Source organism: Halovulum sp. GXIMD14794 (assembly GCF_054457455.1).
Genome location: NZ_JBTLNF010000004.1, coordinates 125,908 through 146,420, shown reverse-complemented (window position 1 = coordinate 146,420; position 20,513 = coordinate 125,908). Strand labels below are relative to the sequence as shown.

General features: G+C 64.5%; 15 protein-coding genes and 1 tRNA gene. 6 read left to right on the top strand and 10 right to left on the bottom strand.

Annotated elements, in window-relative coordinates; all coding sequences use genetic code 11:
- Nucleotides 1-64: 64 nt before the first annotated feature.
- The 4 genes from ACW9UR_RS07380 (at nucleotide 65) to ACW9UR_RS07365 (ending at nucleotide 8,026) form a co-directional block, all read left to right on the top strand.
- Nucleotides 65-3,484, top strand: a complete 3,420-nt coding sequence (locus ACW9UR_RS07380; RefSeq protein ID WP_458916317.1) for a transglutaminase family protein — start codon at nucleotides 65-67, stop codon at nucleotides 3,482-3,484.
- Entirely contained in the window at nucleotides 3,481-5,877 is a 2,397-nt protein-coding gene (locus tag ACW9UR_RS07375; RefSeq protein ID WP_458916316.1) for a circularly permuted type 2 ATP-grasp protein, read from the top strand. The genes ACW9UR_RS07380 and ACW9UR_RS07375 overlap by 4 nt, the downstream gene beginning before the upstream one ends.
- Nucleotides 5,878-5,887: 10 nt before the next feature.
- Nucleotides 5,888-6,772, top strand: a complete 885-nt coding sequence (locus ACW9UR_RS07370) for a transglutaminase family protein (protein WP_458916315.1) — start codon at nucleotides 5,888-5,890, stop codon at nucleotides 6,770-6,772.
- A 123-nt stretch (nucleotides 6,773-6,895) separates the two neighbouring features.
- Entirely contained in the window at nucleotides 6,896-8,026 is a 1,131-nt protein-coding gene (locus ACW9UR_RS07365) for a serine hydrolase domain-containing protein (RefSeq protein ID WP_458916314.1), read from the top strand.
- A 206-nt stretch (nucleotides 8,027-8,232) separates the two neighbouring features.
- Here the strand turns inward: ACW9UR_RS07365 and ACW9UR_RS07360 are convergent, their stop codons facing one another.
- From ACW9UR_RS07360 to ACW9UR_RS07330, 7 genes are all read right to left on the bottom strand, one after another.
- Nucleotides 8,233-9,432: a mandelate racemase/muconate lactonizing enzyme family protein gene (locus ACW9UR_RS07360; protein ID WP_458916313.1), complete on the bottom strand. Its 1,200-nt coding sequence runs from the start codon at nucleotides 9,430-9,432 to the stop codon at nucleotides 8,233-8,235.
- Nucleotides 9,433-9,475: 43 nt separating this feature from the next.
- The gene (locus tag ACW9UR_RS07355; RefSeq protein ID WP_458916312.1) at nucleotides 9,476-10,219 is read right to left on the bottom strand and encodes a ribonuclease activity regulator RraA; all 744 of its coding nucleotides are present in this window, start codon (nucleotides 10,217-10,219) and stop codon (nucleotides 9,476-9,478) included.
- Complete coding sequence (locus ACW9UR_RS07350) at nucleotides 10,216-11,415, bottom strand: mandelate racemase/muconate lactonizing enzyme family protein (RefSeq protein ID WP_458916311.1); 1,200 nt, start codon at nucleotides 11,413-11,415, stop codon at nucleotides 10,216-10,218. The genes ACW9UR_RS07355 and ACW9UR_RS07350 overlap by 4 nt, the downstream gene beginning before the upstream one ends.
- Nucleotides 11,416-11,522: 107 nt before the next feature.
- Entirely contained in the window at nucleotides 11,523-12,617 is a 1,095-nt protein-coding gene (locus ACW9UR_RS07345) for an ABC transporter ATP-binding protein (RefSeq protein WP_458916310.1), read from the bottom strand.
- 18 nt (nucleotides 12,618-12,635) lie between these two features.
- The gene (locus ACW9UR_RS07340; protein ID WP_458916309.1) at nucleotides 12,636-13,487 is read right to left on the bottom strand and encodes a carbohydrate ABC transporter permease; all 852 of its coding nucleotides are present in this window, start codon (nucleotides 13,485-13,487) and stop codon (nucleotides 12,636-12,638) included.
- Nucleotides 13,484-14,455 (bottom strand): carbohydrate ABC transporter permease, encoded by a 972-nt coding sequence (locus ACW9UR_RS07335; protein ID WP_458916308.1) that lies wholly within the window; start codon nucleotides 14,453-14,455, stop codon nucleotides 13,484-13,486. The genes ACW9UR_RS07340 and ACW9UR_RS07335 overlap by 4 nt, the downstream gene beginning before the upstream one ends.
- 67 nt (nucleotides 14,456-14,522) lie before the next feature.
- On the bottom strand, nucleotides 14,523-16,013 hold the full coding sequence (locus ACW9UR_RS07330) for an extracellular solute-binding protein (RefSeq protein ID WP_458916307.1): 1,491 nt from the start codon (nucleotides 16,011-16,013) through the stop codon (nucleotides 14,523-14,525).
- 214 nt (nucleotides 16,014-16,227) lie between these two features.
- Here ACW9UR_RS07330 and ACW9UR_RS07325 point away from each other — a divergent pair, with 214 nt between their 5' ends.
- Both ACW9UR_RS07325 and ACW9UR_RS07320 read left to right on the top strand, forming a co-directional pair.
- Nucleotides 16,228-16,884, top strand: a complete 657-nt coding sequence (locus ACW9UR_RS07325) for a GntR family transcriptional regulator (protein WP_458916306.1) — start codon at nucleotides 16,228-16,230, stop codon at nucleotides 16,882-16,884.
- 13 nt (nucleotides 16,885-16,897) lie between these two features.
- Nucleotides 16,898-17,737, top strand: a complete 840-nt coding sequence (locus tag ACW9UR_RS07320) for an NAD-dependent epimerase/dehydratase family protein (protein WP_458916305.1) — start codon at nucleotides 16,898-16,900, stop codon at nucleotides 17,735-17,737.
- A gap of 173 nt (nucleotides 17,738-17,910) precedes the next feature.
- Here ACW9UR_RS07320 and ACW9UR_RS07315 read toward each other — a convergent pair.
- From ACW9UR_RS07315 to ACW9UR_RS07305, 3 genes are all read right to left on the bottom strand, one after another.
- Nucleotides 17,911-17,985 (bottom strand) — tRNA-Gln (locus ACW9UR_RS07315).
- A gap of 55 nt (nucleotides 17,986-18,040) precedes the next feature.
- Entirely contained in the window at nucleotides 18,041-18,895 is an 855-nt protein-coding gene (kdsA, locus tag ACW9UR_RS07310; RefSeq protein ID WP_458916304.1) for a 3-deoxy-8-phosphooctulonate synthase, read from the bottom strand.
- Complete coding sequence (locus ACW9UR_RS07305) at nucleotides 18,892-20,505, bottom strand: capsule biosynthesis protein (protein ID WP_458916303.1); 1,614 nt, start codon at nucleotides 20,503-20,505, stop codon at nucleotides 18,892-18,894. Before ACW9UR_RS07305 ends, kdsA begins: the two co-directional genes overlap by 4 nt.
- Between the last annotated feature and the right edge of the window lie 8 nt (nucleotides 20,506-20,513).

Genomic DNA, 20,513 nt, shown 5'->3' with positions numbered 1-20,513 from the left:
TGTGCGGGTCGGTCGAAAGCTGCAATAGTGCGCTTTATTGCACTGCACCAGCAGGAAGTCCCGAATGTCCATCTACGCCAGCCTCTATCATCTTACACACTATCGTTATGACCGCCCGGTCACCCTGTCACCGCAGATCGTGCGGCTCAGACCGGCACCGCACAGCCGCACGCGGGTGATCTCGCACAGCCTGAAGGTCTCGCCCGGCGGGCATTTCGTGAACCACCAGCAGGACCCCTACGGCAACTGGATGGCGCGCTTCGTGTTCCCCGAGCCGGTGTGCGAGTTCAAGATCGAGGTCGACCTGGTCGCCGACATGACGGTCTACAACCCGTTCGACTTCTTCGTCGACGAAACAGCCGAAGAGTGGCCCTTCGACTATCCGGTCGACCTGAAGGACGACCTGGTGATCTACCGGACGCCCGAGGCAGAAGGCCCGCGGCTGGCGCAGTTCATCGGCTCGATCGGGTTCGACACGACCCGGACGGTGGATTTCCTCGTCGGCCTGAACGCGCGCGTCTCGCAGGAGATCACCTACACGATCCGTATGGAGCCCGGTGTGCAGACCCCGGAGGAGACGCTTGAGAAGGGCTCGGGTTCATGCCGGGACTCGAGCTGGCTGCTGGTGCAGGTCCTGCGCCACCTGGGCTTTGCGGCACGGTTCGTCTCGGGCTACCTGATTCAGCTGAAGCCGGACGTGAAGGCACTGGACGGGCCATCGGGGACCGACCATGATTTCACCGACCTGCATGCCTGGGTCGAGGTCTATATCCCTGGCGCGGGCTGGATCGGTCTGGACCCGACCTCGGGGTTGCTGACCGGCGAAAGCCACATCCCGCTGGCCGCGACGCCGCATTACAAGAATGCCGCGCCGATCTCGGGCACCGCGACCTTTGCCGAGACCGAGTTCGGGTTCGACATGAAGGTCGAGCGGGTCTCCGAGCATCCGCGCATCACCAAGCCGTTCTCGGGCGAGGCCTGGGACAAACTGAACGAGACCGGGCGCGCGGTGGATGCGGCGCTGAAGAAGGGCGACGTTCGGCTGACCATGGGCGGCGAGCCGACCTTCGTCTCGATCGACGATTTCGAGAGCGCTGAGTGGAACACCGGCGCAGTCGGGCCGATGAAGCGGGGGTTGGCGGACGAATTGATCCGGCGGCTGCGCGACCGGTTCGCGCCGGGCGGTTTCCTGCACTACGGGCAGGGCAAATGGTATCCGGGCGAGAGCCTGCCGCGCTGGACATTCTCGCTCTACTGGCGGACGGACGGCAAGCCGGTCTGGAAGAACCCGGAACTGATCGCGCGGGAGGACAGCAAGACCGGGGCGGATGCCGAGACAGCAGGCAAGTTCCTGGAGCAGATGGCGGAGCGTCTTGGCGTGCCGCCAGAGCACGCGCAGCCGGTCTACGAGGATCCTGCCGAGTGGGTGCTGAAGGAGGCGCAACTCCCCGACAACCTGTCGCCCGAGAACCCCAAGCTGAAGGACGTGGAAGAGCGGGCGCGGTTCGCGCGGGTTTTCGGGCGGGGCCTCGACAAGCCGGCCGGCTATGCACTGCCGATCCAGCGCTGGCAGAGCAAGGCCACCGGGCCGCGTTGGCAGTCGGAGCTTTGGCGGGCGCGGCGCGGGCACCTCTTCCTGGTGCCCGGCGACAGCCCGGCGGGCTTCCGGCTGCCCTTGGGGTCGCTGCCATATATCCCGCCTGCGAACTATCCCTATACCTACACGGCCGACCCCTCGGTCCCAGTGGGCGAGTTGCCGGATTTCCATGACGCCGCCGCCGAGAGGCGCCGCAAGGCCGTACAGGAGGAGGTCGACCGTCTGGCCGCAGAGGACGCCGAGCGCGCGGCGATGCTGCCCGAGGTCAGTGCAGAGCACGAGCAGCCGGTACAACAGGGGCAGCACTCGGCGGGCAATCGTCAGGAGATGGTGCTGCAGGGCGGCGCGGACCCGTCGGATGGCGCCGTGCGCACCGCACTAGCCATCGAGCCGCGCGACGGTCGGCTCTGCATCTTCATGCCGCCGGTCGAAACGCTGGAGGACTATCTGGAACTGCTGGCAACCGCCGAGGAGACGGCCGCCGAGATGGGCGTGCCGGTGCATGTCGAGGGCTACACGCCGCCGCACGACCCGCGGCTCAACGTGATCCGCGTCGCCCCCGATCCCGGCGTGATCGAGGTGAACATCCATCCCGCGCACAGCTGGGAGGATTGCGTCTCGACCACCGAGGCGATCTACGAAGAAGCTCGAAACTGCCGGCTTGGCGCCGACAAGTTCATGATCGACGGTCGGCATACCGGCACCGGGGGCGGCAACCACGTCGTCGTCGGAGGTGCGACGCTGAACGACAGCCCGTTCCTGCGCAGGCCGGATCTGCTCAAGTCGCTGATCCTGCTGTGGCAGCGGCATCCGTCGCTGTCCTACCTGTTCTCGGGCCTGTTCATCGGACCTACCAGCCAGGCGCCGCGGATCGACGAGGCACGGCACGACACGCTCTACGAGCTTGAAATCGCGCTCTCTCAGATCCCGAAGCCGGGGCAGGGCGAAGCGCCGCCGCCCTGGCTGGTCGACCGGCTGCTGCGAAACATGCTGACGGACGTCACCGGCAACACGCACCGGGCCGAGATCTGCGTCGACAAGCTCTATTCGCCCGATGGGCCGACCGGCCGGCTTGGCCTCGTGGAGTTCCGCGGCTTCGAGATGCCTCCGCATCCGCGCATGAACCTAGCGCAGCAGCTTCTGTTGAGGGCAATCATCGCGCGGGCCTGGGCCGATCCGGTCGAGGGCCGTCCGGTGCGCTGGGGCACGGTGCTGCACGACCGATACATGCTGCCGCACTTCCTGTGGGAGGATTTCCTGACCCTGCTGCGGGATCTGGGCGATCACGGCTTCGCGCTCGATCCGGTCTGGTACGAGGCGCAGGCCGAGTTCCGCTTCCCGTTCTGCGGCGCGGTCGAGGCCGAAGGTGTGCACCTGGATCTGCGCCAGGCGCTGGAGCCCTGGCATGTTCTCGGTGAAACTGGCGCCATCGGGGGAACCGTTCGCTACACCGACAGTTCCGTAGAGCGGCTTCAGGTGAAGATGACGACGGCGTTCAAGGATCGATACCAGGTGATGTGCAATCGCAGACCCGTACCGCTTGCGGAAACCGGCACGTCCGGCGCGACCGTCGGCGGCGTCCGGTTCAAGGCCTGGCAGCCTGCCGAGGCGCTGCACCCGGTCCTGCCGGTCAGTGCGCCGCTGACGTTCGATATCTATGACACCTGGACCGGCCGGCCGATCGCCGGCTGCGTCTATCACGTCGCGCACCCGGGCGGGCGGAACTACGACACCTTCCCGGTGAACGGCAACGAGGCCGAGGCCCGCCGGCTCGCCCGGTTCGAGGCGCATGGCCATTCGACCGGCGCTTACAGCCCCGTGACCGAGATCCCGCATCCCGAGTTCCCGATGACGCTGGACTTGCGCCGTCCGGCCCGACTGGCATGACGGAAGCCGTGCGCGATCTGCCTGAGACGCTGTCTGCGCTGCTCGCGGACTATGAGCCACGGGCGGGCGTCGCCGACGAGTTGTTCGACGCTTCGGGCGGAATGCGCCCGGTCTGGGCGCCGTTCATCGACCAGCTCGCGCAGCTCTCGCCCGAGGACATTGCCACGCATTTCGCGCACGGCGACCAGTACCTGCGCGATGCGGGCGTGTTCTACCGGCAGTACAGCGCAGATGCGCAGCAGGAACGCGACTGGCCGCTCAGCCATATCCCCGTGCTCCTGCGCGAGGACGAATGGACCGGGATCTGCGAAGGGCTGACCCAGCGCGCCGAGCTGCTCGAGCGCCTCGTCGCCGACCTTTACGGCCCGGCGCGGCTGGTGCGGGACGGGCACTTACCGGCAGAGCTTGTCGCGCGGAACCCGGAATGGCACCGGGCGCTCGTCGGCATAGCGCCGGCCTCGGGGCATTTTCTGCACTTCCTGGCCTTCGAGATAGGGCGCAGCCCGGACGGGTCCTGGCTGGTGCTGGGCGACCGGGCTCAAGCTCCATCTGGCGCAGGCTTCGCGCTTGAGAACCGGATGGCCACAGCGCGTGTCTTCCCCGAGCCGTTCCCTCGTGCCAACGTCCGCCGTCTTGCCGGGTTCTTCCGGGCTTTTCGCGACGCGATGGATGCGCTGCCGGGGGCAGAAAGGCGCAGGACCGCGATCCTGACGCCCGGACCCGGCAATGACACTTATTTCGAACATGCCTACATCGCCCGCTACCTGGGGCTGGCGCTGCTCGAGGGCGAGGATCTGATAGTCAAGAACGGCGCTGTGCAGGTCCGGACGGTCTCGGGACCGCAGCCGGTCGGGGTGCTGTGGCGCAGGCTCGATGCGGCTTACGCGGACCCGCTCGAGTTGGACGAGAGCTCGCAGATCGGCACGCCAGGGCTGGTCGACGCGATCCGGCAGTCGAACGTGAACATGGTCAACGCGCTGGGCGCGGGCATCCTCGAAACCCGGGCGTTCATGGCCTTCTTGCCGAAGCTGGCCGACGTGCTGCTGGGCGAGCCGCTGAAACTTCCGAACATCGCCACCTGGTGGTGCGGCCAGCCGACCGAGCGGGCCTACGTCAAGGACAACGCCGAAGCGATGCTGATCGGCGACGCGCTCAGCTGCGCGCTGCCTTTCGACGTCGGAGAAGGCGCGGCGCTGGGCGGAACCTTCCGCACGCCGCAAGGGCAGCCGCTGGCGGACTGGATCGACGCGAACGCCTCCGGGCTGGTGGGGCAGGAGGCTGCGACGCTCTCGACGACACCGGCCTGGGTCGACGGCCGCCTGCTGCCGCGCCCAATGAGCATCCGAGTCTTCGCCGCACGTACGGCGACCGGCTGGATCTTCCTGCCCGGCGGCTACGCGAGGATCGGTCGTGGCGGCGACGCGACAGCGCTGGCCATGCAGCAGGGCGGCTCGGTCGCGGACGTGTGGGTGATGCGGGACAGCCCGGCCCAGTCGGAGACGCTGTTCGACGCCGGGGACGTCCGCCGAGAGGACACCGGCTTTCTGCCCAGCCGAGCCGCCGACAACCTCTATTGGCTGGGGCGCTATGTCGAACGCACCGAGGGTGCGATCCGGCTGCTGCGTGCCTATCACCTCAGGCTGGCCGAAGCCGGCGGGGCCCTTGACGAGCGGCTGGCGCAGATCGGCGATTTCCTCGCGGCGCTGTCGCTCGATGTTACCGCCCCGATGCGGGATGCGCTGGAGCCCTCGCTTGGGGCTGCACGGACCAGCGCCGGAAAGGTGCGGGACCGCTTCTCGGTCGATGGCTGGGCGGCGCTGGCCGACCTGACGAGCAGTCTCGAGGAGATGTCCGGCACTCTGCGTCCGGGCGACGACAGCGCGCGGGCGCTGGGCGTTCTGCTACGCAAGATCACCGGCTTCAAGGGTCTCGTGCACGAGAACATGCAGCGCACCTCGGCATGGCGCTTCCTGACCTTCGGCTACGCGAACGAGCGGGCCGACAGCGCGGCGGCGGTGCTGACTGCCTTCGCCGGAGAGACCGGCGCCCCGGGCCTCTACGATGCCGCGCTGGAGTACGGCGACAGCAAGACGACGCACCAGCGGCGCTACCGGATCGACCCCACCCGTGAGACCGTCACCGACCTGCTGGCGCTGGACGCTCACAACCCGCGCAGCATCCGCTTCCAGGTCACCGCCATGCGGCAGATCGCCGAGGACCTGCCCTTCGCCCGGGTCGAGGGCCGGGTATCGCCGGTTCTGCGCGCACTGCTGCCGCTGGAGACCGAACTGGTCGTCGCGGACCCCGGCGACATCACGGCCGAGCGCCTGATGGACATCCGCCAGAAGCTGACCGACATCTCGCACCGCCTGTCGGCGGGTTACCTGGTCTGAGAGGCGGTCGATGCGCTACGATGTAAAGCTCTCCATTGCCTACGATTATGGCGCGCCGTCGGACCACGCCCGGACCCTGGTGCGACTGTTGCCCTGCGATCTGCCCGGGCGGCAGGTGGTCTCGGCGCGGCAGCTCACCGTCGATCCGCTGCCGGGCGAGCGTCACGACTCGACGGATTTCTTCGGTAACCTGATGACCGCGCTGGCCTTTCATGCGCCGATCGACCGGATCGAGTTGCTGCTGACGGCGAAGGCCGAGCGGCTTGCCCCGGCCGCCAGTCTCGATCTGTCGCCGGGCCTTGCGGGGCTCGGCGCCGAGATCGCGCAGCATCGAGGTCTAGGTGCCGCGGCGCCGCATCATTTTCTGCCCGCCTCGGTGCGCGTGCCGCAGGACGCAGCAATCGCCGAGTTCGCACGCGCCGTGAGCGCCCCCGGCATGACCGCGATGCAGATTGTCCAGGCGGTAGGCGTGGCGCTGCACGGCGAGATGAGCTTCGACGCCGAAGCGACCGACGTGCACACGCCGATCTCCGACGCCTTCGCCAATCGGCACGGCGTCTGCCAGGACTTTTCGCACATCATGATCGCGGCACTCAGGGCGCTGGGAGTGCCCGCAGGCTATGTCTCGGGGTTCCTCAGGACACTTCCCCCGCCAGGCCAGCCACGCCTTGCTGGGGCAGACGCGATGCACGCCTGGGTGACGGCCTGGTGCGGCTCGGAAACCGGCTGGATCGAGTACGATCCGACAAACGCATGCCTTGTCGGGCAGGACCACATATCGGTCGCCTATGGCCGGGACTACGCGGACGTGGCGCCGGTCAAGGGCGTGCTGCGCACGTCCGGTGTTCAACACAGCCAGCATAGCGTGGATATTGTCCCTGAGGGGGAGATGTGAGGCATAAGGGTTGCCGCCGGGTTCTCCGCGGATTGCGACGAGCGTAAGGAAGCCAAGGGTGGGTTCTGCCCTCCAATTGGAACGCGCGGAGATGTTCAACCCCTTTCGAAGGAGCGCCATCTCGTGACGCGGAAGCATGCTGACACTTGCGGGTTCACCTCAACCTCTGTTGCGGCATTCAAAACCTCGTCCTTTGGAGACGAACCCGACGGCTGCGTTGGCGCGCTAGGGCAGAGGCTTCAGTCTCTGCTCGCCGATCATCCAGATATACCTGGGTATGCCGTCGCAGTGCTGCGCGACGGGGGCATAGCGTCGGCTGCCGTGGGTTCTGCCGCGCCTGACGGCAGGGCCATGACGCCAAAGACCCCGGTCCGCCTGGCCTCGATCACCAAGACCTTCGTGGCTGCAGCCATGCTGAAGCTTTGGGAAGAAGGATCTGTCGACCTCGATGCGCCCCTACTAGGTCAGGTGTCCGAGCCACATGTCCGCATTCTGGTTGGCGGTGGTTACGACATCGGCGCCATTACGATCCGGCATCTCCTGATGCATGCGTCCGGTATGAACGACCACTCCGAGCTTGACGCTTTTCTGGGGGCTGTTCTGGCAGAGCCGGGACGAACCTGGACCCGCACCGATCAACTCGAACTTATGGTTCGGCATACGGATCCGGTCGGCGCACCCGGGCAAGGCTTCCACTACTCGGACACCGGCTACTTGCTGCTTGGCGAGATCGTCGAACGCGTCACGGGAAAATACCTCGGCGCTGCGGTCAGAGAACTCAACCGGTTCGATGCCCTCGAACTTACGCATCTTCGATGGGAGGGCGAGCCCTCGGGCGGAGCAGGGCAGATTGAGCGCGCCCACCAATACATGGGTGGTCGGGACACTCTCGGCATTCACGGCAGTATTGACGCCTTTGGTGGAGGTGGCCTGATCGGGCATGTCGAAGATGTCGCTCGCTACTATGCTGCTCTGTTTTCGGGACAGGTCTTCGCGTCGTCTGAAACTCTTGCCCTGATGACAGAAGCTCCAGGGCACCCGGACCGCAGCCCTTATCGCATGGGGTTGTTCGTTCGGGATCTGGCCGGCCACGAGGCCTACGGACACGGAGGCTTCTGGGGGCTCGAAGCATGGGCCGTACCTGCGCTGCACACCGTGGTCTGCGCTGTGGCACTGGAGCGAGACGGGCTCGGCGCCGTCATCGACCTAGTGGAAGGATTGCTGAACGAGGGCTACTTGGAAGGCGCCCGCTGATGTTGGCCGGGGGATACTGTTGCACGGCCTCTGGATCGGGCTCGGCGCGCATCCCCTCTCGGCTTGAAAACGTGACAGCGCAAGCCAATGACGAGCACAATGCTTCTTGACCGTGAATGCCGGCTTGTTCGGGTGCGACGGATCGAGATGTTCAACAAGAGAAACGTGCTCTTTGTGACCAGTCGCGAGCCACCAAACCTGCGGCGTTAGTCAAAAAAGTCGCTGTCGCCATCAGAGAGATGCTTCCTGGCTTCCTTTTCGATGAAGTTCAAGCCCAGTCCCGGTCGGTCGGGGACGTCGATCAGGCCATTTTGGACCGGAACCCCATCGAAGCCCTCGGTGATGTCGTACCAGAACGGCTCGAACCGGGCGGGATACTCGAAAGCGATGAAGTTGTCCGGCAGCGTCGCACTGACCTGCACCAGGGCGGCAAGGCCGAAGATACCGTTCGCCGTCCCGTGCGGCGCGATCGCGATGCCGTGCAGATCGGCGTGTTCCGCGACCCATTTGATCTCGGCCAGACCGCCGACGTCGCAGGGGTCGGGGCCGACCACGTTGACCGCATGGCTCTCGATCAGATGCTTGTAGCCCTGCCGGAGGTAGATCTGCTCGCCGGTGTGGATCGGCGTCGTCGTCGCGTGGGTCACGTCGCGATAGACGTCATGGTTCACGAAGGGCGAGTAGTCGCCGGTGATCATGTCCTCGATCCACAGCAGGTTCAGCTTTTCGACCGCCCGTGCGAATTTCAGCGCGTCCTGCGGCATGTAGCCGGGACCTGCATCGACCGCCAAACCATAGCCGCTGCCGAGCGTTTCCTTCGCGGCGGTGACGCAATCGACCACGTGGCTCATGCCGTCTTCGGTGATCACTCCCTTGTGCGGATAGGGAAACGGCGCGTCGGGCTGCACGTCACCGTAGAAGAAATCCGGCACGTCGCGGACCATCGACGAGTGGAACGAGGTCGGCAGCTTGAACATCCGGAAGCCCTCGGGCAGCGACTTTCCGTACTCGGCCCATTTCACGTAGTCCTCGGGTGTGTGCCCCACGCCGAGTTCATGGTGATAGAGGGTCCGGTATGTCCGCACCTGGTCGCGGACCTTGCCGCCCAGCAGGCGATAGACCGGCACATTCGCCGCCTTGCCTGCGATGTCCCAAAGCGCGTGCTCGATGGCGCTGACGGCCGAGCCGAAGGGTTTGAACCCGCCCCGCACGCGGATCCGGCGCATCACCCGTTCGACGTTTCTCGGGTCCTGCCCGACGATCCAGTCCTTCAACTGCAGGACGATGGGGTGCAGATAGGGCTTGGGCGTCTCGATCTGGCTCCAGCCGGTGATGCCCTCGTCGGTGGTGATGCGGATGACGGGGCTGCTTGCGATGATCGCGCATTTCAGGTCGGTGATCTTCACCGCGCATTCCTCTTCATGATTTGATGTTCGGGGGGAAGGCTACCTACTTGCCGTTCTCGGCCTTCCAGGCCTCGTACTCGGCCCAGGCGTCGGTGCCTTCCCGCATGGGGTAATAGCGGCGCAGGTCCCCGCCCTCACTGAGCTTCTGGCGCGAGAATTCTTCCCACTCGACATGGCCCTTGGCCCGGCCCAGCAGCTTGTCGACATGGCCGATGGGCACCACCACCGCGCCGTCGTCATCGGCGATGATGATGTCACCGGGCGCGACGTAACATTCGCCGCAGGCGATCGGCACGTTGACGGCATAGGGAAAGATGCTGCGCTGGGTGTGGTAGTTCGGCGTGACACCCTTGATCCAGCAGCCGATGTCGATCTCCTGGATGTTCGGCCAGTCGCGCAGGCAGCCGTCGATGATGACCCCCAGCCCGCCGCGGCCGTGCAGATAGGTCATCATCATCTCGCCGAAGACGCCGCTGTCCATCTTGCCACGCGCGTCCACGACCACCACGTCGCCCGACTGCGCATGATAGAGCGCGTGACGGTGCAGCTGCGACTCGGGGTCCTTGTACTCGCTGTCCTCGTAGACATCCTCGCGGATCGGCATGAACTGGAGGGTCAGCGCCGGTCCAACGATGGACTTGCCCGGCGTCCATGTGGTCACGCCCTCGATATGCGTGTTCCTGATGCCCAGACGGTGCAGTTCCGCGCTGGCGGTCGCCGCGCCGATGCCGCGCAGGGCCTCGATCACGGACGGGTCCGGGCGGGTGATATCCGGCGTGTGGGTCATTCGAAGAAATCCTTGTCGTCTTCCTTGAGATACTTTTCGGTCTTGTCCCGGTTCAGTTCGACGCCCATGCCGGGGCTGTCCCAGACCTGGATCATTCCGTCCTTGACCAGCGGGTCCGGCAGGCCGTCGACGATGTCGAACCACCAGTCGGGCCGGCCGGTGGGCAGCTCGAACCCGATGTAGTTCAGCGGCATGGTGCAGCTGACCTGGACCAGCGCCGCCAGGCCCAGCAGACCGTTGCCAGTGCCGTGCGGGGCCATCATGATGCCGTGCAGATCGGCGTACTCGGCGATCCACTTGATCTCGGCCAGCCCGCCCACGTCGCAGGGATCGGGGCCGACGACGTTGACCGCGTGCCCCTCGATCAGCGCCTTGAAGTTCTGCCGCAGATAGATCTGCTCGCCGGTGTGGATCGGCGTCGTCGTGTTGTGCGTGACATCGCGATAGACATCGGCGTTGACCCAGGGCGTGTAATCGCCGGTGATCATGTCCTCGAGCCACATCAGGTTGAACGGCTCGACCGCCTTGGCAAAGCGAAGCGCGTCGATCGGCGTGAACCCGGGGCCGCAGTCCAGCGCCAGCCCGACCTCGTCGCCCAGAACCTCTTTCGCGGCGGCCACGCAGTCGATCAGGTGCGCCATTCCGCGCTCGGTCAGCAAGCCGCTGGTGTTGAACCCGTGGAACGGGTTGGGCTTCTGCGTCTCGCCATAGTGGAAATTCGGGAACTGGTCCTTCATCGGGCTGTGAAAGGCGACGCCCATCTTCACGAAGGAGAATCCGTGCGGCAGCGCCTTCATCTGCCGTGCGGCGTCGGCGTAGTCGTCGGGCGTGGTGCCCTTCATCTCGGTTCGGATCGCGCCGTTGTAGACCCGGACCTCGTCCCGGACCTTGCCGCCCAGCAGCTTGTAGACCGGCACGCCAGCCGCCTTGCCGGCGATGTCCCATAGCGCGTGCTCGATCATGCTGATCGCCGCGCCCCAAGGCTTGAATGCGCCCCGGCGGCGGATCCGCATCATGACACGCTCGACGTCGGTCGGGTCCTCGCCGACGATGGCATCCTTGAAATGCAGCACGAAGGGCTTGAGGAAGGGCTTGAAATACTCCCCCTCGCCATAGCCCGAGATGCCTGCGTCGGTGATGATCCGGATGATCGGGTTGTCCCCGATCACCGCGCATTTCACGTCGATTATCTTCATGGTCCCTATCCCGTTCTGTTGGGCCCTAACCGACCGGGCAGGCCACAATACTGCCTGCCGCCGGAGGGCGGTTCTTGTCCCTGAATGCCGGAAACCGGCTGTCGCTTTCAGCCGGGCGGCAGCCTCTGCTCGGTTTCCGCGTCGAATAGATGCAACCGGTCCTGGTCGAACTCGATCCAGACAGGCTGGTCGGCCGTGATCTTGCGCTGGGGATCGGTGCTGATCACGAAGGTCTGGCCGCCCAGTTCGACATGTGCGTAGGTCAGATCCCCCGTCGGCTCCACCGTGTAGATCTTCGCTGCGATACAGCCCGGCGCAGCCTGCTCGTGCAGGATCAGGCTACTGTGCCGCGCGCCCAGGATCACCGAGCCGCCGCGCGCCTGCCGCGCACTCGCGACGTTGCGCGGGGCGAGTGCCAGCTCCCAGCCGTCGCCGGTGGCAATGACCGCGCCGTCCCGCTCGACGAGCTTTGCCGGCAGCAGGTTCATCGCCGGACTGCCGACGAAGCCGGCGACAAAGACGTTGGCTGGCTCCTCGAACACCCGCTCGGGCGCGTCGTACTGTTGGAGCACGCCGCCGCTCATCACGGCCATCTTGTCGGCCATCGTCATCGCCTCGAGCTGGTCGTGCGTGACGTAGATGACCGTCGCGTTCAGGTCCTGGTGGAACCGCTTCAACTCGGCCCGCATCTGCACGCGCAGCTTTGCGTCGAGGTTCGACAGCGGCTCGTCCATCAGGAAGACCTGCGGATCGCGCACCAGCGCGCGCCCCAGCGCGACACGCTGCTGCTGGCCGCCCGACAGCTCGCGGGGGCGGCGGTCCAGCAGGTGCGTGATATCCAGCAGGCGCGCGGCGTCGTCGACCTTCTTCGCGATCTCGGCCTTGGGGATCTTCCGCATCCGCAGGGGAAAGGCCAGGTTCTGCGCCACGGTCTTGTTCGGGTAGAGCGCGTAGTTCTGGAACACCATCGCGATGTCCCGGTCCTTCGGGTCCAGATCGTTGATCTGCCGCCCGCCGACCCGGATCTCACCGCCGCTGATCTCCAGCAGTCCCGCGATCAGGTTCAGCGTCGTCGTCTTGCCGCAGCCCGAGGGGCCGACGAGCGCGACGAACTCGCCATCCCCGACCGTGAAGGACACGTCCTTGACCGCCTGGAACGCCCCGTAGTTCTTCTCAACCTTGATGAATTCAACCTGCGCCATTGAAAGTCCTGCCTATTGTCATGCCTTCACCGCGCCTTCGGTCAGGGCACGAACGAAATATTTCTGGAGGATGAGGAACATCACGACGACCGGCACGCTCATGATGAACGAGGCTGCCATCAGTCCCGGCCAGTTGGTCGCGTACTCCGTGAAGAAGCGCTGCAGCCCGACCGGCAGCGTCAGCTTCTCGTCGCTGTTCAGAAAGGTCAGCGCGTATACGTACTCGTTCCACGCGGTGATGAACGAGTAGATCGCCGTCGCAATGATGCCCGGCGCCGAGAGCGGCATCACGATCAGGAAGAACGCCTGGAACCGCGTGCAGCCATCCATGCGCGCCGCCTGCTCCAGCTCCACGGGAATGTTGTCGTAGAACCCTTTCAGCAGCCAGATCGACAGCGGCAGCCCGAAAGTCAGGTAGGTGATGACCAGCGAGGCATGGGAGTTCACCAGCCCCATCCAGCGCATCATGATGAACAGCGGCATCAGGAACACCACCGCCGGGAACATGTTGCGGAAGAGCACCGAGAAGAACAGCGCCTGCCGCCCCGGAAAGCGGAACCGGGCAAACGCATAGGCCGCCGGCACCGCCACCGCGACCCCGAAGATCGTCGTCAGCGTCGAGACGAGGATCGAGTTCCACATGTAGCGCAGGAATTGGCCCCCCACCTCGCTCGTCGGCGATAGGAGGCGATAGTACTGCTCGAGGGTCGGGTTCTCCGGTATGAACGTGGGCGGATACTGGATTGCGGCGAACTGGCTCTTCACCGAGGTGATCAGCATCCACAGCATGGGCAGGATCGAGAAGAGCAGCAGCAGGATCAGGAAGATCCAGCCGGTGACGCTCCACCCGCCGATACGCTTGTTGTTCATGACTGCCTCCTGCGTTCGTCGCCCGCAGTCAGCGCCCGGACGTAGAAGTAGCCGATCACCACCATCACGACGAACAGGATCACCGAATAGGCGCTGGCGATACCAAAGCGGATCCGGCCAAAGGCGATCTGGTAGATCTGCGTGATCCAGATGTCGCTTGCCCCGGCAGGACCGCCGCCCGTCATGATCCAGGGAATGGTGAAGTGGTTCAGGTTCGCCACGAAGAGCAGCAGGACGGTGATGATGAGCACGCCCTTGAGATGCGGCAGCGTGACGTGGATGAACTGGTTCAGTGGACCGGCACCGTCGACCCGCGCCGCCCGCAAAAGCTGGTCCGGCACGGTCTGAAGCCCGGCGAGGATCATGATCATCGCGAAGGGAAACTCCTTCCAGACATTGACCACGATCAGCGCCGGCAGCACCCGGTCGACATTGTCCAGAAGGTTGAGTTTCTCGTCAGTAAGCCCGAGCCGGATCAGCACCGAGCCAAGCACCCCGAGGTCACTGTGATAGATCCAGCGCCAGACATAGGACGCCGCGACGGCGCTGATGACATAAGGGACCAGAAGGATTCCGCGCAGCAGGCCGCGCCCCATGAACTCCCGATTGAGAACCAGGGCCGCGCCGAAGCCGAGAACGACTGCAAAGAACGTCGACCACACCGTCCAGACCAGCGTGTTCATCGTGACTTCGTGGAAGCTGCTCGACTTCAGCAGTCGCACATAGTTGTCGACGCCGACGAAGATCTTGTCGGACATCGCGAGGCTTGGTGGCGTTTTGTAGAATGAAAGAACGATCGTGTAATAAATCGGGTAGGCGATGACCACCAACATCACGATCAGGGCTGGCGCGATGTACATGTAGTCCCAACGGCCCTGCCATATCCGGCCCAAAAGACCGGGGCTGTCATTGCGGCGGGCAGGGCGCAGGGAGCCGGCCCCTGGATCATCCGGGACGGTATTGCTCACGAGTATCTCTCCGTGGGAAATGAGTGCCCGGCCGGGGTTCGGCCGGGCAGCTTTCGCTTGGGTGCTGTCAGATGCCGTCAAGCAGGCTCTGGATGCGCTCCTCGGCTTCGGCCGTCGCCTCTTCGACCGTCATCTTCTCGGTCATCACATTCTGAAGCATTTCCGGGATGATGATGTTCATGATCTCGGTGCTTTCCGCGACTACCGGGAAGGGGATGCCGCTGGGCAACATCGAGGTCGACACGTCCAGGAACTTGATGGTGTCGAGCCGCTCCTTCATCGCCTCGGTCCGGAAACCGCGGATGTTGCCGGGGTTCGACGAGGTCCAGTGCAGTTTCGTCGACCATTCCGGCCCGGTCATGAAGCAGATCAGCGCCAGCGCCGCCTCGCGGTCCATCTCGCCATCGACGAGATCCGGGTTCATCATATGGACGTTACCGCCGCCGAACACCACTGCGCGCCGCTCGGCCCCGCGCGGGATCTTGCCGTAGCGCATGTTGTTCACGACCTCCATGGCCGCTTCCTTGTCGCTGCCGGTCGCCGCATTGGCACGATCGAGCATGTAGCCGTACTCACTGGGGTGCGCGATGACCATCGCCAGCTCGTTCGCCAGGAACGGGTCCTGGTTCTCGGTCTGGGTGTTGGTCAGGGCCGAGACGGGCACCGATTTGTCGCGAACATACATGTCGTAGTAGTTCTGCACAGCCTTGCGGGCACCAGGCGTATTGATCTGGATTTCCTGCAAAGTCGGCTCAGCATCGGCCTCGTCGAGAGCGCCGCCACCTTCGCCCCACATCATCGGCATGAAGCGGAATGGCGTGTTGCCGGCGTTGACACGGGCCACCAGGCCATAGCCGTTCTTGCCGGTATTCTCCTTGATCTGCTTCGAGTAGGCGATCACGTCATCCCAGGTTTCCGGCGCCTTTTCCGGATCTAGTCCGGCTTCCTCGAAAATGCCGGCGTTCCAGATGAAGGCCATCGTCTCGTTGTTGGTCGGGATGCCCCAGGTCTTGCCGTTCAGCGTGACCGACTTCATTGCTCCGGGCCAGTAATCGGCGGTGTCGTAGCCGACATCTTCAGGCTTCAGCTCGCTCAGTTGACCCTTCGAGGCGAATTCCGAGCCCCAGAGGATTGGCAGGCGCGCCACCATAGGGGCCGCGTTGCCGAGCGCCGCAGTGCGCAGCTTGTTCAGCAGGTCGTTGTAATTGATGTTCTGCGCGTCGACCTCGATGTTCGGATAGGTCTCCGAGAAGGCCTCGAAGAACGCCCGCTCCATCTGGCGATCTATCTCGGGGCTGGCCTCGGTCGTGCCGTAGTACCAGTAGGAGACGTTGCCCTCGTAGTCGAGCGGCACGATCTGCGAGCACTCCGCCGCGGTATCCACGGTCTCCGTGCCCGCGATGCTCATCACATGCTCAGGCGTCCAGGTCTCCGGATCCACCCCTGTCTTCGTCCCCTGCGCGACGGCAGATCCCGGCAAGACCAGCGCCGAGGATGTCAGCAAGGCGCAGGCGAAACCTTTCAGATTATGCTGCTTTGCAGCATTAATTGTAAACATTCACTCCTCCCATTGTAATTATAATACATTTTTGATACATCAAAATGGGAGTTAGCAATCCTGTCAAGGAGTTTCTGGGCTACGAAGCCACCTGTGAAGAGTTACCCGGTCCCTGAGCAGAACAGGTGTTCGGCGGAGTCGGAAGTTGTGCGGATTTGACAGGCGCCGCCCCTTGGCGCATTGGCGGTCGGTCAATGGAATAGGCGAAGCAGCGATGATCGCGCTACCTGAAAATTACACCGACGAGGACTCTCCGCTGTACCGTCAGTTGCTGGACGACATCGCGCGTGGGACCTACGGAAGCGGCACGCGGCTTCGGATTCACGAGATCGCCAAGCGCTACGGAACCAGTATCAATCCGATCCGAGAAGTCTTGCGGAGGATGGAGGGAGAGGGCCTCGTCCGCTTCGAATTGAACCGTGGCGCGACGATAACCGAACTCGACCGCGCTGCGGTTGAGAACATCTACGAGTTGATCACAGTGATCGAGCCGCACCTGGTCGCAGGTTTCGCCGAGCGCTGCACCGAAGCGGACATCCGCGAGGTCGAGGCGATCCAGGAACGGCTCAAGGCGGTGCCGCCGATGGACAAGCCGCAGTTCACTGCCATCGACATGGAATTCCATCTTGCGATCGTCACCAAGCATTACAATGACCGGGCCGTGCGGATCTGGATGACCCAACGCAGGCTGCTGAACATCCTGACCCGCCGGAACGGCCTAACCCGCACTCGGCACCAGGAAATCATCCAGGAACATGACGAAATGATCGCAGCGTTTCGCGCCCACGACGTGGCCCGCGCCACCGAGGTGATCCAGCGACATATCGACGGGGCCGGACGCGCCCTCAGATTTTATCTCGACATGAATTGAACAGGGAATACGAATGCGGATTGCGATTACCGGCGCCTGCGGCCGAATTGGCTCGGCAGTGGCGAAGCTGGCGCTCGATCAGGGACATGACGTGGTCGCGATCGACCTGCCGGGCACTCGGGCCCCGCAAGGGGATTTCCGACCGGCGGATTGCGGCGACTATGACGCGCTTCACGATGCGATGCGGGGGTGCGACGCGCTCGTTCACCTTGCGGCGATACCGGCACCGGGGAAGGACCCGGATCACGTGGTGCACAACCGGAACGTGGTGACGAGCTACAACGCGTTGCGCGCGGCCGCGGATCATGGAATTCGCAGGATGTGCCAGGCATCCAGCGTTAACGCGATCGGGCTGGCATTCGGACGGCGCACCCGGTTCGACTATTTCCCGCTCGATGAGTCGCATCCCAACTATGGGGAAGACCCATACAGCTTGTCGAAATGGATCTGCGAAGTTCAAGCGGACAATATCGCCCGCCGTTTCGACGGCACTCGGATCGCGAGCCTCAGATTCCACTACACCGTGCCCGACCGAAAACTGGCAGTGGAGAACTATGTTCCCAGACCGCAGGACGCCGACAAGCATCTCTGGGGCTACACCTTGACCGACGAAGCAGCCCGATCCTGCCTGCTATCTCTCGAATACACGTTCGACGGGCACGAGGCCTTCTACATCGTCGCGCGCGATACGGTGCATCACCGACCCAGCCTGGACCTCGCGGCAGAGTACTTGCCTCATGTGCCGGTCACTGGCGATCTGTCCGGTCGCAACAGTTTCTTCTCGACAGAGAAAGCGCAACGGATGCTGGGCTGGAGCCACCGGCTGCCGGATACAGTTGGCTCGCAAGCCTGATCGGACGCGAAAACTGGAATGGCGTTGGTGGACGGCTATGGCTGAAGGAACAAGGGTCCTTTGAGAGGTCGCGGTCTCTAGGTCCACCGCGAACCACTTTCACGAGGAAGGCCGCCGTCTGTCCATGCGGCAGACTACAATCCCGTCACAGGGGGCAGAAATCTTGAGCAAAGTGGCTGGGGTGGTAGGATTCGAACCTACGGTACACGGTACCAAAAACCGCTGCCTTACCGCTTGGCTACACCCCAGCAGCAGCGTGTGTTTAGCCTCAGGCCGGGGGACGCTGCAACCCCAAAAAGACGCTTAGATCCGCAGTGGATCCGCCTTTGCCAGAGCGTCGAATTTCATCAGCGAGGCAACCAAGGCAGGCATGCGGTCGAGCTGGATCATGTTTGGCCCGTCCGAAGGTGCATTGTCCGGATCCTCGTGCGTCTCGATGAACACCCCCGCGATGCCGAGGCTGACGGCGGCGCGGGCCATCACCGGCGCGAACTCGCGTTGGCCGCCTGACGAGCCGCCCTGGCCGCCGGGCTGCTGCACCGAATGGGTCGCGTCCATCACCACCGGCCAGCCGGTCTGTGCCATGCGGGGCAGGCCGCGCATGTCCGCCACCAGCGCGTTGTAACCGAAGCTGGAGCCGCGCTCGGTCAGGATGATGCGCTTGTTGCCGGTCGAGGCGACCTTGTCGGCGACGTGATCCATGTCCCAGGGGGCCAGGAACTGACCCTTCTTGATGTTGATCGTCGCGCCGGTCTCGCCGGCGGCCAGCAGCAGGTCGGTCTGTCGGCAGAGGAAGGCGGGGATCTGCAGGATATCCGCCGACTGGGCCGCCACTGCGCACTGATCGGGTCCATGCACGTCGGTCAGCACGGGGCAACCGACCTGGGCACGGACCTCGGCCAGGATCTCGAGCCCCTTTTCCATCCCGAGGCCGCGCTTGCCCTTGAGCGAGGTTCGGTTGGCCTTGTCGTAGCTGGCTTTGAAGACGAACCCTGCGCCCGCCTCGGCGCAGGCCTCGGCCATGCGGCGCGCAATCATCAGGGCATGCTCGAGGCTTTCCAGCTGGCAGGGGCCGGCGATCACCGTCAGCGGGGAATCGTTGCCGAAGACGACATTCGAATTGGGAATGTCGACGGCGGTCTGGGCGGGAGTCGTCATACGCTTACCTGTTCTCTCAGGATGGAAACGGTCAGCGAGCACAGGATGTAGATGCCCGCGAACAGCACGAAGGCGAGGATGGTTCCCTCGATCTTGCGCGGATAGGTCGGTTCGACCGGCGCCACGGGGGCAACGCCCATCGACAGGTAGCGCACCTGGCGCGAAGCCTCGAGCCGCGCCGTTTCCATCGAGGCGATCGCCTGCTGGAGGATGGTGTGCCGGGTGGCGAGTTCGGATTCGGCGATGCGCAGCTCGCCGCTGATCCGGGCCAGCGAGACCGAGCTGTCGTTGGTTTGGGTCAGGTCGCCGCGCAGTTCTCGGATGCGAGCCTCGAGGCGCTCGATCTCCTTCTCCTGAACGGCGACGCGGCTTTCGTTGGGGCGCGCGTTGTCCTTCATCTCGAGCAGGGCAAGGCGCTTGTTCTCAAGCTCCAGTTCCAGCGAGTTGATGATCGTCATCTGCGATTGCAGTTCGACATCCGCCGACAGCACGCCGCGCTGCTGCTGCAGCTCCAGGACCCGCTGCTCGGCCTCGAGCATTTTCGCCTCGGCTTCCAGGTAGTTCTCGGTCGCGGTCTCCAGCTGGTCGCCGCGGGCTTCCTGGGTCAGGCCGTCGACGCGCTCTTCCGCATAGCCGACCAGCGCCTCCGAGAAGGACTGCGAGACCTCGGGCGTCGCGGCGACCACCGTCATCCGGATAATTCCCTCGGTCGGGTCGTAGCCGATCTCGACCTTGGTCCGGAAATACTCGTAGGCCTCGTCGAGCGTCGCGTCCGCCGGCAGGCGCTGGAGGTCGTCGATCCGCGGGTCCTGGAAATGCTGGATGTAGTCGTGGTCCGCGTCCAGGCGTTGGAACGCCTCGCGCGAGCCAAGGTAGCCCTGCACCACGATACTGTCCTGCGAGGTGGCGAAGCCGGTCCCGGCGAGGATGCCGCCAAAACCGCCGCCGCCCGAAGGATTGTCCGACGTCTGGATCACGAACTCGGACTCGGTCTCGTACATCGGGGTAGCGATGTTGAAATAGTACCAGCCAACGACCGCCGTCGGCAGCAGGACGAAGACCGCCAGCCGCAACAGCATCGCGAACAGCCGGCGCCGCCGCCGCCGCACGAGGTCGCGCTGGATCCGGGCCACCGACATCTCGCGCTCGGCCCGTGCTTCCTGCGCGGGCGAGGGGGTCATCTGGCCCGATTTCGCCCGCTCGGCCAGCATGTTGTGGTCGTTGGGATCCTGAAGCACGGGCAAGTTCCGGTCCCCACGGTCGTTGCCGACCTTGTCAGCGACGCTCAGCATCGAATTGTCGTCACCGATGAACTCCACGCCGCGGGACGCCAGCAGGTGCATGGCATGATTGTGCCCCTTCGGCTGCAGGTTCATCTCGCGCGCTGTGCGAAGCGCCTGCCGCTTGTGGCGCGGCATGATCGTCCGGCCGTGCGGATCAAGATACTCGGGAAGGTTCTCGGGATCGTCGAGGTCGAGCTGGCCCTTGCCCTTGCCATACTCTGGCACCGGCGCCCCGAGGTTGCCCGGTGTGGGCTCCAGCGGGCCCTGGCGCTTGCGGTCGGACTTGCGCTTCTGCCCGTCGTCCGACGGGGTGCCGTCATCGGCCATGCGGATAC

Excerpts from the sequence above, each read along its gene's own strand:
- ACW9UR_RS07380 (WP_458916317.1), top strand. The coding sequence starts at position 65 with ATGTCCATCTACGCCAGCCTCTATCATCTTACACACTATCGTTATGAC.
- ACW9UR_RS07375 (WP_458916316.1), top strand. The coding sequence starts at position 3,481 with ATGACGGAAGCCGTGCGCGATCTGCCTGAGACGCTGTCTGCGCTGCTC.
- ACW9UR_RS07370 (WP_458916315.1), top strand. The coding sequence starts at position 5,888 with ATGCGCTACGATGTAAAGCTCTCCATTGCCTACGATTATGGCGCGCCG.
- ACW9UR_RS07355 (WP_458916312.1), bottom strand. The coding sequence starts at position 10,219 with ATGACCCACACGCCGGATATCACCCGCCCGGACCCGTCCGTGATCGAG.
- ACW9UR_RS07350 (WP_458916311.1), bottom strand. The coding sequence starts at position 11,415 with ATGAAGATAATCGACGTGAAATGCGCGGTGATCGGGGACAACCCGATC.
- ACW9UR_RS07345 (WP_458916310.1), bottom strand. The coding sequence starts at position 12,617 with ATGGCGCAGGTTGAATTCATCAAGGTTGAGAAGAACTACGGGGCGTTC.
- ACW9UR_RS07340 (WP_458916309.1), bottom strand. The coding sequence starts at position 13,487 with ATGAACAACAAGCGTATCGGCGGGTGGAGCGTCACCGGCTGGATCTTC.
- ACW9UR_RS07330 (WP_458916307.1), bottom strand. The coding sequence starts at position 16,013 with ATGTTTACAATTAATGCTGCAAAGCAGCATAATCTGAAAGGTTTCGCC.
- ACW9UR_RS07325 (WP_458916306.1), top strand. The coding sequence starts at position 16,228 with ATGATCGCGCTACCTGAAAATTACACCGACGAGGACTCTCCGCTGTAC.
- ACW9UR_RS07320 (WP_458916305.1), top strand. The coding sequence starts at position 16,898 with ATGCGGATTGCGATTACCGGCGCCTGCGGCCGAATTGGCTCGGCAGTG.
- kdsA (WP_458916304.1), bottom strand. The coding sequence starts at position 18,895 with ATGACGACTCCCGCCCAGACCGCCGTCGACATTCCCAATTCGAATGTC.
- ACW9UR_RS07305 (WP_458916303.1), bottom strand. The coding sequence starts at position 20,505 with ATGGCCGATGACGGCACCCCGTCGGACGACGGGCAGAAGCGCAAGTCC.